The organism is Pectobacterium aroidearum, from assembly GCF_015689195.1.
Lineage (GTDB): Bacteria > Pseudomonadota > Gammaproteobacteria > Enterobacterales > Enterobacteriaceae > Pectobacterium > Pectobacterium aroidearum.
This window is the reverse complement of the sequence record NZ_CP065044.1, coordinates 3,073,298-3,089,575: the sequence shown is the minus strand read 5'-3', so window position 1 is coordinate 3,089,575 and position 16,278 is coordinate 3,073,298. Positions and strand designations below refer to the sequence as shown.

Below are 16,278 nucleotides of genomic sequence, written 5' to 3'. Positions count from 1 at the left end.
GTAGGGTGTATTACCAATACAGTGTCAGTTTTAATCGCCATGCGATGAGCAATTGACGAATGACAATAAAAAACCTGCGTTAGCTGTAAAGGAAAGTTCAGATTGAAAAAAACCATAGCAAAAAACACTATTCGAGCGGTTTGATATGAAAAGTACACCATCGCAAAATCGCCCTGAATCTGCCTCTATTCTGACGCAGATGGTTGATCGGTTGCCGTTGTCGGACACTCATTTCCGACGCATCAGCCAATTAATATATCAGCGAGCCGGCATTGTTCTGGCCGATCACAAACGCGAAATGGTTTATAACCGTTTGGTTAGACGTCTCCGTTTGCTTGGGATTAATGATTTCGGTCAGTATTTAGCGTTGTTGGAGTCAGATCCTAACAGCGCAGAATGGCAAGCCTTTGTTAATGCGTTAACCACTAACCTAACGGCATTTTTCCGTGAAGCTCACCATTTTCCTATATTGGCTGAGCATGCCAGAAAACGTCCAAACGGTTACACTATCTGGAGTACAGCGGCTTCTACAGGGGAAGAACCCTATTCGCTGGCCATGACACTTGCCGAAGTTTTGGGTAATAAAGCAAGTGGATGTCAGGTATGGGCCAGTGATATTGATACCCAGGTATTAGAAAAGGCAACGGCTGGCATCTATCGTCAGGAGGAGTTGCGCTCTCTTTCTCCACAGCAACTACAGCGATTCTTTTTACGCGGTACTGGGCCACACAGTGGTTTGGTTCGTGTTCGTCCTGAGCTTGCGTCAATGGTGCATTTCCAACAACTAAATCTACTCGCTCCTGATTGGTCTGTTCCTGCGCCATTCGATGCTATTTTTTGTCGTAATGTAATGATTTATTTCGATAAAGAAACTCAAGAGCGTATTCTCCGCCGATTCGTCCCGATGCTTAAGCCGGGGGGATTGTTATTTGCCGGGCATTCAGAGAATTTCAGCCAGATCAGTCGCGAATTCTATTTGCGTGGGCAAACTGTATACGGGCTGGCTAAGGAAAGATAATGAGCAAGATAAGAGTATTATGCGTTGATGATTCTGCCCTCATGCGTCAGATCATGACTGAAATAATTAATAGCCATTCTGATATGGAAGTTGTCGCGACTGCGCCAGATCCATTAGTTGCTCGTGATTTGATTAAAAAATTCAATCCTCAGGTATTAACGTTGGATGTTGAAATGCCGCGTATGGATGGATTGGATTTTCTTGAAAAGCTGATGCGTTTGCGCCCGATGCCTGTCGTCATGGTGTCGTCCCTGACGGGAAAAGGTTCGGAAATCACGCTTCGTGCTTTGGAGCTTGGTGCGATTGATTTTGTCACCAAGCCTCAGTTAGGCATTCGTGAGGGGATGCTGGCGTACAGCGAGCTGATTGCGGAAAAAATTCGCATGGCAGCGAAGGCACGCCTGCCGCAGCGGAGTGCAGCGGCTGAGCCGACAAAAATTATTCAGCATATGCCTCTGCTCAGTAGTGAGAAATTGATCGCGATTGGTGCATCAACAGGGGGAACGGAAGCGATACGGCATGTATTACAGCCTCTGCCGCCGACAAGCCCCGCATTACTGATTACACAGCACATGCCGCCAGGCTTTACGAAATCTTTCGCCGAGCGGTTGAACAAACTGTGCCAGATTACGGTGAAAGAAGCGGAAGACGGGGAACGTGTTCTTCCTGGTCATGCCTACATTGCCCCAGGAGCACGCCATCTTGAACTGGCGCGTAGTGGAGCAAACTACCAAGTACGTTTAAATGATGGACCTCCGGTGAATCGACATCGTCCATCAGTCGATGTGTTATTCCGTTCGGTTGCACAATACGCCGGGCGAAATGCCGTAGGGGTAATCCTTACTGGAATGGGGAATGATGGGGCGGCTGGTATGTTGGAACTCCATCAGGCTGGCGCTTATACTCTGGCCCAAAATGAAGCAAGTTGTGTGGTTTTCGGGATGCCACGTGAAGCGATTGCTATGGGTGGCGTTGATGAAGTGGTGGATTTGCACCAGGTGAGCCAGCGTATGTTGGCACAAATCTCTGCCGGACAGGCATTACGTATATAAGCAGCTCTCGGTGAGCAATAAATATTTTAGGAGTAGGTATGGCCGATAAAGAACTCAGATTTCTGGTAGTGGATGATTTTTCGACGATGCGCCGAATTGTCCGTAACCTGCTGAAGGAACTGGGCTTTAATAACGTAGAAGAGGCAGAGGATGGCGCTGATGCGCTGAACAAGCTTCGTGCTGGTGCTTTTGATTTCGTCATTTCTGACTGGAATATGCCTAACATGGATGGACTGGAGCTGCTGCAGACTATTCGTGCTGACGGTTCGCTTTCCAGCCTTCCGGTGCTGATGGTAACTGCGGAAGCGAAGAAAGAGAACATTATCGCTGCAGCACAAGCGGGTGCTAGCGGCTATGTAGTTAAACCATTTACTGCAGCTACCCTTGAAGAAAAACTGAATAAGATTTTCGAAAAATTGGGTATGTAAGGGGATCTTATGACGCCACATATGCCGTCCGTGAACGACACTGCTTCAGCAACCGAGATCATTTCGCGTATTGGCCAATTGACTCGTATGCTGCGCGACAGCTTGAAAGAGCTGGGTCTAGATAATGCGATAGCAGAAGCCGCAGAAGCTATTCCTGATGCCCGCGATCGCCTTGACTATGTTGTCCAGATGACTGCGCAAGCGGCAGAGCGCGCTCTGAGTTGCGTAGAAGCTGCACAGCCACGTCAAAACCAACTAGAAGCTGATGCTAAGTCTCTGAAAGCTCGTTGGGATGAGTGGTTTGAAAATCCAATCGAGCTGGCTGATGCGCGTGAATTAGTGACGGATACGCGTAGCTATCTTGAAGATGTACCGCAGCATACCTCATTTACCAACGCTCAACTGTTGGAAATCATGATGGCGCAGGATTTCCAGGACCTTACCGGTCAGGTCATCAAGCGTATGATGGATGTTGTCCAGGAGATTGAAAAACAACTGCTGATGGTGTTGCTGGAAAATATCCCAGAAAAACCAGATGCGCCTAAGCGTGCAAATGATGGTCTGCTGAATGGGCCTCAGTTGGATAAAGGTGCAGCAGGTATCGTCGCCAATCAGGATCAGGTTGATGATCTTCTGGATAGCCTTGGGTTCTAATCCATCTTGTTTCAAGAAAGGGAGTGATTCCTTTTTTGAAACAATGATGAACACCATCGCCTGGTTATTTATGGCCAGTACTTATGGCCATAAATAGCTAAATTCGATATTCCCCACCTTTCCCCCTTACTATTCGTTAAAGAAGCGTTGGTTTTTCTCGTTGTTCCAGCCATAAAATTTTTCCGTATTTGTCATGCTAGGCAGCAAATTCCTATCCCGAAAGTCGTAACAGGAACGCCATAGTGGCTGATGATAGCGATCTAGAAAAAACAGAAGCCCCCACTCCCCAAAAGGAGGAAAAGGCGCGTGAAGAAGGCCAGATCCCACGATCTCGAGAGCTGACTTCTGTTCTGATGATGGTCGCAGGATTGGCTATTCTGTGGATAGGTGGCGATGCTATGGCTGGCCGATTGGCCAGAATTGTCTCACAGTCGTTAAATTTTGATTACGCAACGATCGGTGATGACACCCAAATGCTACGGCATGTTGGCTCATTACTGCGTCAGGCTGCGTCGGCGTTAATACCCATTATGTTTGGGGCTGTGTTGGTGGCACTGTCTGCGCCTTTGCTGCTCGGCGGGGTACTATTTAGTACCAAATCATTAAAAGTTAATTTTAAAAAATTAGATCCTATCTCTGGACTGAAGCGGTTGTTTTCTGCTCAATCACTGGCTGAGCTTTTTAAAGCAATATTAAAATCAGTCATGGTTGGGATCATTAGTACGCTGTTCTTGATTCATAACTGGCCAAAAATATTGCATTTAATATCCGAATCGCCGATTGCGGCGTTAGGTGATGCGTTAGAGTTGGCCGTAATGTGTGGCTTTCTCATCATCATGGGCCTGATTCCGATGGTCGCTTTTGATGTGTTTTGGCAAGTCTGGAGCCACATCAAAAAATTACGGATGAGCAAGCAGGAAATTCGGGACGAGCATAAACAGAGTGAAGGCGATCCTCATGTTAAAGGCCGTATTCGTCAGCAGCAGAGAGCAATTGCTCAGCGTAGAATGATGGCTGATGTTCCTAAGGCTGATGTGATAGTCACTAACCCGACGCATTATGCGGTAGCATTACGTTATGATGAGAAAAAAATGAATGCACCGAAAGTGTTGGCTAAAGGTGCGGGAGAGATCGCTTTGCGTATTCGTGAGTTGGGGACCGAGCATCGCGTCCCTATTTTAGAAGCGCCCCCGTTGGCTCGAGCGCTATTTCGTCATTCAGAGATCGGAGAGCACATTCCCGCTGCGTTGTATGCGGCTGTTGCAGAAGTCTTAGCTTGGGTTTATCAACTGAAACGCTGGAAGCGCGAAGGTGGATTAATTCCTAGAAAACCGAAACATTTGCCAGTGCCTGATGCACTGGATTTTGCTAAAGAGAATACTACTGATGGCTAATTTGGCCTCTTTGCTTCGTTTACCGAGTAATATGAAAGGTACCCAATGGCAAATATTAGCCGGACCTATACTGATCCTGCTGATACTTTCCATGATGGTATTGCCGCTGCCGCCATTTATCCTGGATCTGCTATTTACCTTTAACATCGCACTGTCAATCATGGTATTGCTGGTTGCGATGTTCACGCAGCGGACGCTGGAATTTGCGGCATTCCCTACGATCCTGCTGTTTTCTACGTTGCTGCGTTTGTCACTCAACGTCGCGTCTACCCGTATTATTTTACTGGAAGGCCATACGGGCACCGCTGCTGCCGGTAAGGTCGTTGAAGCATTTGGCCACTTTCTGGTTGGCGGAAATTTTGCCATAGGTATTGTGGTCTTTATCATTCTTGTCTTAATCAACTTCATGGTTATCACCAAAGGTGCCGGACGTATCGCCGAAGTCGGCGCGCGTTTTGTACTGGACGGTATGCCAGGTAAGCAGATGGCGATCGATGCTGATCTTAATGCTGGGATAATTGGTGAAGAAGAGGCGAAAAAACGCCGTGCTGAGGTGACGCAGGAATCAGATTTTTACGGTTCAATGGATGGTGCCAGTAAGTTCGTGCGCGGTGATGCTATCGCCGGATTGATTATCATGGTCATCAATATTGTTGGTGGGTTGATCGTCGGTGTTGTACAGCACAACATGCCGGTAGGGCAGGCCGCGGAAAGCTATACGCTACTTACCATCGGTGACGGCCTGGTTGCCCAGATTCCTGCTCTGATTATTTCTACCGCAGCGGGTGTTATTGTTACTCGTGTGAGTACCGATCAGGATGTTGGCCAACAGATGGTCACGCAGTTGTTCAACAATCCACGGGTTATGGTACTGAGTGCGGCGGTTATCGGGCTTATTGGCTTGGTTCCCGGTATGCCTAATTTTGTCTTTCTGTTATTCACGGCATCTTTGTTAGGGCTAGCCTGGTGGATGCGCGGTGAGCAGCAAAAAGAACCTGTATTGCAGCCAACACCCGCAGCAATGGAGAAACATCAGGTCATTGAAGCCAGCTGGTCTGATGTACAGCTTGAAGACCCGCTAGGTATGGAAGTGGGTTATCGCTTGATTCCAATGGTCGACGCACAGCAAGATGGCGAACTGCTGGGTAGGATTCGTAGTATCAGGAAGAAATTTGCTCAGGAAATGGGGTATTTACCGCCGGTGGTTCATATCCGGGATAATTTGGAGCTTCAGCCTGCCAGCTATCGCATATTGATGAAAGGTGTTGAGGTTGGTAGCGGTGAAGCTCATCCTGGACGTTGGATGGCGATCAACCCCGGCAATGCGGTTGGTTCTTTGTCTGGTGATATCACGCAAGACCCTGCGTTTGGGTTGCCGGCAGTCTGGATTGATAATGCCCTGAAAGAACAGGCCCAAGCTCAAGGGTTTACGGTCGTAGAGGCCAGTACGGTGGTGGCAACACATTTGAACCACTTAATTGCATTACATGCCAGTGAGTTGTTTGGAAGACAAGAAGCGCAGCAATTGATGGACCGCGTTGCGCAGGAAATGCCAAAACTGACAGAAGATTTCATTCCTGGTGTCGTGACGCTAACAACTTTGCACAAGGTCTTGCAAAATCTGCTTAGCGAGAGAGTATCTATCAGGGATATGCGTACCATCATGGAGACATTGGCTGAACATGCGCCTGTTCAACCGGATCCTTATGAACTCACCACGGTAGTGAGGGTGGCTCTGGGACGTGCTATCACTCAGCAGTGGTTCCCGGGAGACAGCGAACTTCAGGTTATAGGCCTTGAAGGATCGTTGGAACGCCTTCTGTTACAGGCACTTCAGGGGGGCGGTGGCCTTGAGCCTGGGCTTGCCGATCGCCTGCTCGAACAGGCGAAACAAGCGTTACAGCGGCAGGAGATGCTAGGTGCTCCACCGGTTCTGCTTGTGAACCATGCCTTACGCGCTTTGCTCGCCCGCTTCCTGCATCGCAGCCTGCCAAACATGGCGGTGCTGTCTAATTTGGAAATCAGCGATCATCGCCAGATCCGTATGACATCGATTATAGGGGAAGCCCAGAAATGAGGACGGTGATGCGTTTTTTGTCGGTCGCCGTGCTGGCGCTTCCGTTCTATGCTATTGCGACACCTGGCAGTTGGAACGGAAGTATGGCCGGAATAAAGCTGGATTACCGTGGTGAAATGGTTACCACGTCGGCTTTCACGCCTAACATTGCCGTTAAGCCAGAGGAAACTATCACAACAATATATTGGCGGCATCTTATTGATTCAGAGATACCGACAGGGCTTGCGGTTAAGCTCTGTTCACAAACACCGCAGCGTTGTGTTGACTTAGGCGGAAGTGGTGACGGACAAACTCAGGCATTTGAGGGACTGGCGGCTAACAATGAGTTTCGCTTTGTCTACTACATTGCAGGAAATGGACGTATAAATCATACATTCAGCGTTCGCACGATAGATATCGCGGTGAACTATAAGTAGTTTTTAAAAAAGTAGCAGTTTTAAATGATGAAAAGTCTCTGCTGAAATACAGAGACTTTTAGAACGTGATTTTTCTACCGCCCACTGTTACACCTTTCGACTGACCATCAGGACCATACAATCCCTGACCATGACGAGGCTTCAGTATATTGATGGCTTCATTGGTATAGGCAATATGCCGACTCAGCAGAAGACCATTGTGCTTATTCTGATCGTTCAAGCGTCTGGTTAGCTCTTGAACCTGCTGCCAGTAAGCAGACAACTTTTCAATACCATCATAAGGTGCTTGTAGCTTAAGCGTTGATTCGATGTCATGACGTCGAGTTTCCAAATGCTGCATCGTTGCCAGCAAAGAGGTTTTTTTCTCCGTCACCTGTTGTAGAGCAATACTATTGATATGCCCTGCGCAAAGTAACGTTTGCTCGTCAGACATGACAGCATCAAGCTCACGCAGGTTATGCAGCAGTTGCTCCAGAATCGATTGCAGATTTTCCATAGATATTACTTACCTGCTAAAAAATCCTGTGTTTCTTTCAGCAATGCATCCGCGATCTTTCCGGCATCAATTTTAAGTGAGCCATCACGAATTGCCTGCTTCAGCGTTTCAACACGGTTCATGTCGATGTCCTGCGTACCAGGCTGCATCAATTTTGCCTGCGCGTCGCTCAGTTTTACCTGTGTTGCGCTGACTTCAGACTGAGCCTCAGCCTGTTTGCGTTTGGTTTTAGCGATATCGCCAGACTCGCGTTGTTGCACTTGACTGACCGGCTTCAGTGACTGGGTGCGATCAATACTCATAATACATCCCTCTAATTTGAGGATAAAAAGTTAATCATCAATGTGTTACAGAATCTTCATCACATTGGTGTTCAATTTTAAAACGTCGTCAGTAATGACTCTGTAACTATCATCGGCAAACATGAGCAAATCTTTAATTAATTACTGTGAGATCAGAATAATCCCATCTTCGTTTGTGATTCCGCTGATTATTTGTCCATTTGCCGTTCTAACTCTGACTGCTTGCCCAACTGCCGCGTTGTTCATGGCTTTTCCTTCGCCATTAATCGTGAAACCTTCTCCCTGGGCAATAATCTGCACCGACTGACCAGCCTTGACGACCCATGCACGCCTGATCATAGAAGCGGTAATAACCTGGCCCGGAGTGAGATCGCGTAAAAGGACTGCACCCTGTGCGCCTTGTAACGTCAGTATAGGGCGCAGCGGTAATAAATCGAGCCTGCCTTTGGTCAAACTAATGTCTTTTTCTGTCAGCGTTGTTCCACGGTTTATCGGCCGTGAACTGGTGACATAGTTCCCTGTTACCTGCACTTCAGTTTGAATGAAGCGGCGCTGTTGTCCACAACGTATGGACAGGCTCACATTACCCCACATTTTCGTATTCCCGGGCAGCGTGATTTGGGGCGCTTCGCACTGTGGCCACTGTGATTCCGGCGATTTTATCACAACGTTAACGGTATTTGGGCTTCCCTGAAAGCGTGATGCAAAGAATTGATTGATTTGCGCGGGAAGGTCATTGGCATTGACAGGAGCGCATAGGGTAAAAAAACAGGATGTCGCCAGACAAAGGTAATAATATATTGTTTTCATTCCAGTTCAGCGCTCCTGATTCCGATTATGTCGGGCAATAAGTGTAACGATGTCAGCGCAAGGTTAAGGCAATAAATAGCGCTGCATTTGGTGCCTATTCGTTCGATGACATAGCCATAATGAGAATTATCCTACCCACTCCAAATTCTAACTTGCGGAGGGAGCATGCTTGATAAATTAGACGCCTCGTTGCGGTTCCAGCAGGAAGCGTTGAACTTGCGTGCCCAGCGGCAGGAAATTCTGGCCGCGAATATTGCTAATGCGGATACGCCAGGCTATCAGGCCAGGGATATCGACTTTGCCAGCCAGCTCAGTAAAACGATGGAGCAAGGGCGGGTGAACGGTACAGGTATCGCGCTGAAAACCACATCTGTACGGCATATACCGGCACAGAATTTTCAGCCGCCGGAACTTGATTTGCTCTATCGCGTACCCGATCAGCCTGCATTGGACGGTAATACGGTCGATATGGACCGGGAACGCACTAATTTTGCCGATAATAGCCTGAAATATCAAACCAGCCTGACCGTTCTGGGCGGGCAGATTAAAGGCATGATGTCGGTCTTGCAGTCAGGTTCGTGATCGTAGCGCGATGAGAAGGTAAAGATTCATGTCGTTATTAAATATATTCGAAATTTCAGGCTCAGCGCTCTCTGCGCAATCTCAGCGTCTGAATGTGAGCGCCAGTAACCTGGCTAACGCAGACAGCGTGACGGGCCCTGATGGCGAACCTTATCGCGCCAAGCAGGTTGTATTCGAAGTGAATGCGGCCCCGGGGCAGTCAACTGGCGGCGTGCGCGTTGCTAATGTTATCGAAGACCCGTCACCTGCACGTCTGGTTTACGAACCGGGCAATCCGCTGGCTGATGGACAGGGATACGTTCGCATGCCGAATGTTGACCCAGTGGCTGAGATGGTAAACACCATTTCTGCATCACGCAGCTATCAGGCAAACGTCGAAGTTTTGAATACGACAAAATCGATGATGCTGAAGACGTTAACGATCGGGCAATAATCGGGAGACGAATAAATGTCTGTAACTATTAATGATACTTCCTCGGCACAGAGTACATCGAGTGTCTCGTCGACAACGGCGGTAGAGAAAAATAGTAGTGCCGACCTACAGAATCAGTTTCTGACGCTTTTGGTTGCGCAGTTGAAGAATCAGGATCCAACGAATCCGATGAGCAACGATCAGCTTGTTAGCCAGCTTGCTCAGCTCAATACAGTGAGTGGTATTGAAAAACTGAATACCACCTTGGGTTCTATTTCCGGCCAGCTCAATAACAACCAATCCATGCAGGCAACGACGCTGATTGGTCATAGTGTCATGATCCCTGGGAAAGACATTCTTGTGGGTAAAGAAACCAGTACCCCCTTTGGTGTGGAACTGGAGAAAGCCGCAGAAGTCGTTACTGTCACCGTCAATGATGCGACTGGTAAAGCCGTTCGCACGATCGAACTGGGGACGCTTTCTGCCGGTGTTCACTCGTTTAACTGGGATAGTAAGCTTTCTGATGGCACGGTTGCGCCTGATGGTGCTTATACCTTCACTGTCGCTGCCAGCACGGGCGGCGCGCAGCAAGTTGTTCAGCCATTGAGCTATGCGGTTGTAAATAGTGTCGTTCGCGGCGATAGCGGTGCATTGCTGGATTTAGGACTGCGTGGCAGAGCCACCATGGACGATGTCCGGCAGATTCTGTAACGCTATAAATTTCACAGTATTCCGGTGAAACGCATTACCGGGAATATGACTTAATCAATTCATCTGGAGAACGACATGGGTTTTTCTCAGGCGGTCAGTGGCTTAAACGCGGCATCTAATAACCTGGATGTTATCGGTAATAACATCGCTAACTCAGCAACAGTAGGTTTTAAATCCGGTACTGTCACATTTGCCGATATGTTTGCAGGCTCTAAAGTGGGTATGGGTGTGAAGGTTGCATCGGTATTGCAGGATTTCGGTAATGGTACCGTCACCTCCTCTTCACGAGACCTGGATATTGCGATTAGCGGCGGTGGTTTTTACCGTCTGCAGGATACCAACGGTTCCGTCTATTACAGCCGTAATGGTCAATTCATGCTGAACGGCCGTAATATTGTCAACGCACAAGGTATGCAACTGACGGGTTACCCGGTAGCGGGGACGCCTCCAGTTGTTCAAACGGGTGCCGATCCCGTTCCGTTGACGATTCCTGATGGCGACATGTTAGCGAACCGTACGACAACTGCGTCCATTAAAGCCAACCTGAAATCTTCAGACTCAGTTCCAGCAAACTCCTGGGCGACAACACCTGGTGGAGAAGGTACCTATAACAGCAAGACTGCACTAACAACCTATGATGGTCAGGGTAACGTGCATAACTACACGCTGTATTTTGTCAAAACGGCGAATAATACGTGGCAGACGTATGCGAAAGATGACGCAGTTACCCCTGCTACTTATCAAAATGCTGGAACGCTGAATTTTGAAGCAAATGGTGCTTTAAGTTCCACCGGTGCCACTGCTCATACGCCTTTTACTATCAATATGACTGGGACGAATGGCGCGGCAGGTGGTACGTTCACTCTCGATTTGACGGGGAGCGTGCAGCAAAATACCGAATATAGCTACAAGAGCCCAACTCAGAATGGTTTCGGCCCGGGATCGCTGACTGGTTATGCTATCAATGACGACGGTACTATCGTGGGTAGCTATAGTAATGGTCAGAAACAGGCTCTGGGTCAGATTCTTCTGGCTGGTTTTGCTAACCCAGAAGGTTTATCGCCTGAAGGCGATAACGCGTGGTCTGAAACGGCAAGCTCTGGTCAGGCTGTTGTCGGTCTCGCTGGGAGCGGAAACTTGGGTAAGCTAGTGGGTAAATCCACCGAAATGTCGAACGTTGATTTGAGTAAAGAGCTGGTCAACATGATTGTTGCGCAGCGTAACTACCAGTCGAATGCGCAAACCATCAAAACGCAGGATTCCATTCTGCAAACGCTGGTTAGCCTGCGTTAATTATCCTAACGGGGACATTGCATGGATCACGCGATTTATACGGCAATGGGCGGCGCGAGCCAATCATTGGAAAAGCAGGCGATTACTGCGAACAACTTGGCTAACGCCTCAACGCCGGGTTTCCGGGCACAGCTTTCTGCACTGCGCGCTGTGCCGGTGAATGGGTTGACACTGCCCACCCGAACGCTGGTTGTTGCTTCAACGCCTGGTGCTGATATGACCGAAGGCGTGATGAATTATACTGGCCGTGCAATGGATGTCGCCTTACCGAAAGAGAGTTGGCTGGCAGTACAAACAGCTAACGGCGGTGAGGCGTACACCCGTAATGGTAATATGGAGATCAACGCTGATGGGCAGTTAACTATCCAGGGGCGTGTAGTGATGGGCGACGGTGGGCCGATTGACGTGCCGCCGCAGGCCCAGATCAGTATTTCTGCTGACGGTACGATTTCTGCTCTTAACCCTGGGGATCCACCGAATACGATTGCCCAGTTGGGGCGTTTGAAGCTCGTTAAGGCTACAGGACAAGAAGTTGAGCGGTCTGATGACGGTTTATTCCGCTTGACGCAACAGGCTCAGCAACAACGTGGTAATGTTCTGCAAAACGATCCCACCGTGCGCATTATGCCGGGCGTGATTGAAGGCAGTAATGTGAACACGGTCGATACTATGGTCGATATGATTGCCAATGCTCGCCGCTTTGAAATGCAGATGAAAGTCATTAGCAGCGTCGACGATAATGCACAACGCGCTAATCAGATATTAGCAATGGGTTAAGCGCCGAGTGCGCACAGGAGTGAATAAATGATCCGTTCTTTGTGGATTGCAAAAACCGGCTTGAATGCTCAGCAAACCAATATGGACGTTATTTCCAATAACTTGGCAAACGTCAGCACCAATGGTTTCAAGCGTCAGCGTGCGGTATTTGAAGACTTGATGTATCAAACAGTTCGTCAGCCTGGCGCTCAGTCTTCAGAACAAACGATGCTACCGTCCGGCTTGCAGTTAGGCACCGGTGTTCGTCCGGTATCAACGGAGCGTATTCATACTCAGGGGACGTTTTCCGAAACCGGTAATTCTAAAGACGTTGCCATTAAAGGACAGGGTTTCTTTCAGGTTCAGCTGCCTGATGGGACAACGGCTTATACGCGTGACGGTGCTTTCCAGCTTGACGGTAACGGTCAGTTAGTGACGTCCAGCGGTTATCAGGTTCAGCCCGCGATTACTGTTCCGGCGAATGCAACAGAACTGAACATTGGCCGTGACGGTATTGTCAGCGTTAAAGTTCAAGGGCAGGCGGCAACAAACCAGATCGGCCAGCTGACGTTGACGACCTTCATTAATGATAGCGGCCTTGAGAGCATGGGTGAGAACCTGTATCTGGAAACCGCAAGCTCTGGTGCGCCAAATGAAACAAACCCTGGTTTGAATGGCGCAGGCTTGCTGTATCAGAAATATGTCGAAACCTCCAACGTCAATGTGGCGGAAGAGTTGGTATCGATGATTCAGACGCAGCGTGCTTATGAAATCAACAGTAAGGCAATTTCTTCTTCTGACCAAATGTTGCAGAAATTGACTCAGCTGTAATAGGTAACTCGCTACTTTCAGGAACGAGAGCGGGTGCTCTGGTGGTCTGATGTTAGCAATGTAGACAGTGTTTAACGGGGTAATGATGGCCATAAGCACCAGATAAGTGGGGCCGATATGGTTTTGATTTACCCCGTGAATATGTGAAATAGATTAATTTAAGGCGATATCCGCAGTGATAATAAATGCAAAGTCGGTTATCAAACCACTCCGCCGACCCCGTCTGTTGGCATTGATCGCGATGTTAGCACTTAACGGTTGCGCCTATATTCCGCATGATAAAGTTGTCACTGGGCCTACAACTGCCCAGCCTGCATCACCAGTGTTAGCGGGCCCTAATGGTTCTATTTTCCAGACTGTGCAGCCGATGAATTATGGCTACCAGCCGATGTTTGAGGATCGTCGCCCACGTAATATTGGCGACACATTGACGATCGTGTTGCAGGAGAATGTCAGCGCCAGTAAAAGTTCATCTGCTAATGCCGCTCGTAATGGATCGTCGACGTTTGGTGTGACGACGACACCACGCTATCTCGAAGGACCTCTGGGTAACAACCGTGCTGCATTAGATGCCACAGGCACAAATGATTTCACCGGGAAAGGTGGCGCTAACGCCAACAATACGTTCAGCGGCACGATTACCGTTACTGTGGGGCAAGTGCTGGCCAATGGCAACCTACAGGTCGTTGGCGAAAAACAAATTGCCATTAATCAGGGAACAGAGTTTATACGTTTCTCTGGGGTAGTTAATCCGAGAACCATTAGTGGTAATAACTCGGTGCCATCAACCCAGGTTGCGGATGCGCGTATTGAATATGTCGGCAATGGCTATATTAACGAAGCGCAAAACATGGGCTGGTTACAGCGGTTCTTCCTCAATGTTTCTCCGTTCTAAGCTTAAGAGGCCTGCCATGCGGATTGCATCATTTTTCACTGTACTGCTGACGTTACTGACGCTGAATATTGCCCCTGCGTCGGCAGAGAGAATTCGCGATCTGGTAAACATCCAGGGCGTACGTGGTAATGCGTTGATTGGTTATGGTTTAGTCGTTGGTCTGGATGGTTCTGGTGACCAGACGATGCAGACGCCGTTTACCACGCAAAGCTTAACTAACATGCTTTCCCAATTAGGTATTACCGTGCCAGCCGGAACCAACATGCAACTGAAAAACGTTGCTGCGGTGATGGTCACGGCGGAGCTTCCGCCTTTCGGTAGAGCTGGCCAGAATATTGATGTTGTTGTTTCTTCACTCGGTAACGCGAAGAGCCTGCGCGGCGGGACACTGTTAATGACCCCATTGAAAGGAGTCGATAATCAGGTCTATGCCCTTGCTCAAGGTAATGTGCTGGTTGGCGGTGCTGGTGCATCCGCTGGCGGAAGTAGTGTTCAGGTTAACCAGCTTGCCGGCGGCCGGATCAGTAATGGTGCGGTTATCGAGCGAGAGTTACCCAGCACATTTGGTGCATCGAATACCATTATGCTGCAACTGAAAAATGACGACTTCTCCATGGCGCAGAAAGTGAGCGATGCCATCAACCGCTCTGGATATGGTGGCACGGCTACTCCGCTGGATTCTCGTACCATTCAGGTGCTTGCTCCACATGGCAACAGTTCTCAGGTTCGCTTCTTGGCCGATGTCCAGAATATAGAAGTTAACGTCGGTATTCAGGATGCCAAGGTGGTGATCAATTCTCGCACAGGTTCTGTCGTGATGAACCGTGATGTCACGCTGGATAGCTGCGCTATCGCTCAGGGCAACCTTTCTGTGACGATTAATCAGCAGGCTAACGTCAGTCAGCCCAATACCCCATTTGGCGGCGGACAGACAGTTGTGACTCCGCAAACAGAGATTTCGGTTCAGCAGGCGGGTGGGGCTCTGCAGCGAGTCAATTCCAGCGCCAACCTCAACAATGTCGTGCGTGCACTGAATTCTTTGGGGGCGACGCCGATGGAGCTGATGTCTATTCTGCAGGCGATGCAAAGCGCTGGCTGCTTGCGTGCCAAACTGGAAATTATCTAATGAGCGATATACAGACGCTGAATAATGCGGCCTATGATGCGCAGTCCCTGAATACGCTGAAACGTGAAGTTTCAGGTAATCCCCAAAGTAAAGAGGGTATCAGGGCGGTTGCGCAACAGATGGAAGGCGTGTTTGTGCAATTGATGATGAAAAGCATGCGTTCTGCGATTCCGCAGGACGGGCTCTTCAACAGCGATCAGACGCGTCTGTATACCTCAATGTATGACCAGCAAATTGCCCAGGAGATCTCAACGAAGGGCAAGGGATTGGGGCTCGCGGATGTCATGGTTGAGCAATTGACTCGTCAATCTCCCGATGCGACAGCAGCTAAAGCACCGGTTCCTTCTGTTCCATTAACATTCGATGGTGATGTGCTAAAAACCATGCCAACGGCGGCCGTCGAGCAGATGGTGCGTAAAGCGCTGCCTAAACTGCCCACTACGGGGTCAGCCTTGCCGCTATCCAATAGTAACTTTGTGTCGCAGATTTCTTTGCCCGCTCAGATTGCTAGCCAGCATAGCGGTATACCCCACCATCTTATTATTGCTCAGGCGGCGCTTGAGTCTGGTTGGGGCCAGCGTGAAATTCCTACCGAAGATGGGCGTCCTAGTCACAACCTGTTCGGTATCAAAGCTGGTAGTAGCTGGAATGGGCCGACAACTGAGATCACCACGACAGAGTATGAGCAGGGCGTAGCCAAGAAGGTCAAGGCGAGTTTCCGGGTGTACGATTCCTATATTGAAGCGATTGGCGATTATGTGAAATTGCTCACCAACAACCCACGTTATTCAGCGGTGATGAGCGCTGGAACGGCTGAGCAGGCAGCTCATGCGTTACAAAAAGCGGGTTATGCAACGGATCCACAATATGCTCAGAAGCTGGTGAGCATGATCCAGCAAATGAAGAACTCAGGTGAGAAAGTGGCGAAGGCATATACGCACGATTTGAGCGGCCTATTTTAATTTTTTTATTCAAGATTTGCGCTTCCTGACCGATAAAGTAATTAACTTATGTAGCGTATTTGC

The 16,278-nt window shown here is 48.9% G+C and carries 19 protein-coding genes; 16 read left to right on the top strand and 3 right to left on the bottom strand.

The features are described from left to right. The first annotated feature begins 145 nt into the window (after positions 1-145). The 7 genes from cheR (at position 146) to I2D83_RS13835 (ending at position 7,039) form a co-directional block, all read left to right on the top strand. Positions 146-1,018, top strand: coding sequence for a protein-glutamate O-methyltransferase CheR (gene cheR, locus I2D83_RS13865; RefSeq protein ID WP_014915918.1), 873 nt, complete (start codon positions 146-148; stop codon positions 1,016-1,018). Then, entirely contained in the window at positions 1,018-2,070 is a 1,053-nt protein-coding gene (locus tag I2D83_RS13860) for a protein-glutamate methylesterase/protein-glutamine glutaminase (RefSeq protein WP_015840810.1), read from the top strand. The genes cheR and I2D83_RS13860 overlap by 1 nt, the downstream gene beginning before the upstream one ends. Positions 2,071-2,108: 38 nt before the next feature. Next, positions 2,109-2,498 (top strand): chemotaxis response regulator CheY, encoded by a 390-nt coding sequence (gene cheY, locus I2D83_RS13855; protein ID WP_015840809.1) that lies wholly within the window; start codon positions 2,109-2,111, stop codon positions 2,496-2,498. A 9-nt stretch (positions 2,499-2,507) separates the two neighbouring features. Next, positions 2,508-3,152, top strand: a complete 645-nt coding sequence (gene cheZ, locus I2D83_RS13850) for a protein phosphatase CheZ (RefSeq protein WP_015840808.1) — start codon at positions 2,508-2,510, stop codon at positions 3,150-3,152. A 242-nt stretch (positions 3,153-3,394) separates the two neighbouring features. Next, positions 3,395-4,546, top strand: a complete 1,152-nt coding sequence (flhB, locus tag I2D83_RS13845; RefSeq protein ID WP_180777788.1) for a flagellar biosynthesis protein FlhB — start codon at positions 3,395-3,397, stop codon at positions 4,544-4,546. Next, complete coding sequence (gene flhA / locus I2D83_RS13840; protein ID WP_180777790.1) at positions 4,539-6,623, top strand: flagellar biosynthesis protein FlhA; 2,085 nt, start codon at positions 4,539-4,541, stop codon at positions 6,621-6,623. Before flhB ends, flhA begins: the two co-directional genes overlap by 8 nt. Then, complete coding sequence (locus tag I2D83_RS13835) at positions 6,620-7,039, top strand: flagellar protein FlhE (RefSeq protein ID WP_043881791.1); 420 nt, start codon at positions 6,620-6,622, stop codon at positions 7,037-7,039. Before flhA ends, I2D83_RS13835 begins: the two co-directional genes overlap by 4 nt. Positions 7,040-7,097: 58 nt before the next feature. Here I2D83_RS13835 and I2D83_RS13830 read toward each other — a convergent pair whose 3' ends face one another. The 3 genes from I2D83_RS13830 to flgA all read right to left on the bottom strand — a co-directional run bounded on the left by I2D83_RS13830 (position 7,098) and on the right by flgA (position 8,647). Continuing rightward, a complete protein-coding gene (locus tag I2D83_RS13830) occupies positions 7,098-7,535 on the bottom strand; it encodes a flagella synthesis protein FlgN (protein WP_015840805.1) in 438 nt (145 codons plus the stop codon). Between the two features lie 5 nt (positions 7,536-7,540). Further along, positions 7,541-7,837 carry a flagellar biosynthesis anti-sigma factor FlgM gene (flgM, locus tag I2D83_RS13825; RefSeq protein WP_015840804.1) on the bottom strand — a complete coding sequence of 99 codons (297 nt, stop codon included), beginning with the start codon at positions 7,835-7,837 and terminating at the stop codon, positions 7,541-7,543. Between the two features lie 141 nt (positions 7,838-7,978). Then, on the bottom strand, positions 7,979-8,647 hold the full coding sequence (flgA, locus tag I2D83_RS13820) for a flagellar basal body P-ring formation chaperone FlgA (protein ID WP_205946715.1): 669 nt from the start codon (positions 8,645-8,647) through the stop codon (positions 7,979-7,981). A 165-nt stretch (positions 8,648-8,812) separates the two neighbouring features. Here flgA and flgB point away from each other — a divergent pair, with 165 nt between their 5' ends. The 9 genes from flgB to flgJ all read left to right on the top strand — a co-directional run bounded on the left by flgB (position 8,813) and on the right by flgJ (position 16,215). Beyond that, positions 8,813-9,229 (top strand): flagellar basal body rod protein FlgB, encoded by a 417-nt coding sequence (gene flgB, locus I2D83_RS13815; protein ID WP_015840802.1) that lies wholly within the window; start codon positions 8,813-8,815, stop codon positions 9,227-9,229. A gap of 28 nt (positions 9,230-9,257) precedes the next feature. Beyond that, positions 9,258-9,662: a flagellar basal body rod protein FlgC gene (gene flgC, locus I2D83_RS13810; RefSeq protein WP_015840801.1), complete on the top strand. Its 405-nt coding sequence runs from the start codon at positions 9,258-9,260 to the stop codon at positions 9,660-9,662. A 15-nt stretch (positions 9,663-9,677) separates the two neighbouring features. Then, entirely contained in the window at positions 9,678-10,352 is a 675-nt protein-coding gene (gene flgD, locus I2D83_RS13805; RefSeq protein WP_205946714.1) for a flagellar hook assembly protein FlgD, read from the top strand. A gap of 75 nt (positions 10,353-10,427) precedes the next feature. Continuing rightward, positions 10,428-11,645, top strand: coding sequence for a flagellar hook protein FlgE (gene flgE, locus I2D83_RS13800; RefSeq protein WP_015840799.1), 1,218 nt, complete (start codon positions 10,428-10,430; stop codon positions 11,643-11,645). A 21-nt stretch (positions 11,646-11,666) separates the two neighbouring features. Next, positions 11,667-12,422 (top strand): flagellar basal body rod protein FlgF, encoded by a 756-nt coding sequence (locus I2D83_RS13795; protein ID WP_015840798.1) that lies wholly within the window; start codon positions 11,667-11,669, stop codon positions 12,420-12,422. 27 nt (positions 12,423-12,449) lie between these two features. Further along, positions 12,450-13,232 carry a flagellar basal-body rod protein FlgG gene (flgG, locus tag I2D83_RS13790; protein WP_010301659.1) on the top strand — a complete coding sequence of 261 codons (783 nt, stop codon included), beginning with the start codon at positions 12,450-12,452 and terminating at the stop codon, positions 13,230-13,232. Positions 13,233-13,413: 181 nt separating this feature from the next. Continuing rightward, positions 13,414-14,127, top strand: coding sequence for a flagellar basal body L-ring protein FlgH (flgH, locus tag I2D83_RS13785; protein WP_043881944.1), 714 nt, complete (start codon positions 13,414-13,416; stop codon positions 14,125-14,127). A gap of 16 nt (positions 14,128-14,143) precedes the next feature. Then, positions 14,144-15,253 carry a flagellar basal body P-ring protein FlgI gene (locus tag I2D83_RS13780; RefSeq protein WP_015840796.1) on the top strand — a complete coding sequence of 370 codons (1,110 nt, stop codon included), beginning with the start codon at positions 14,144-14,146 and terminating at the stop codon, positions 15,251-15,253. Further along, the gene (flgJ, locus tag I2D83_RS13775) at positions 15,253-16,215 is read left to right on the top strand and encodes a flagellar assembly peptidoglycan hydrolase FlgJ (protein ID WP_180777793.1); all 963 of its coding nucleotides are present in this window, start codon (positions 15,253-15,255) and stop codon (positions 16,213-16,215) included. Before I2D83_RS13780 ends, flgJ begins: the two co-directional genes overlap by 1 nt. The last annotated feature ends 63 nt before the right edge of the window (positions 16,216-16,278 follow it).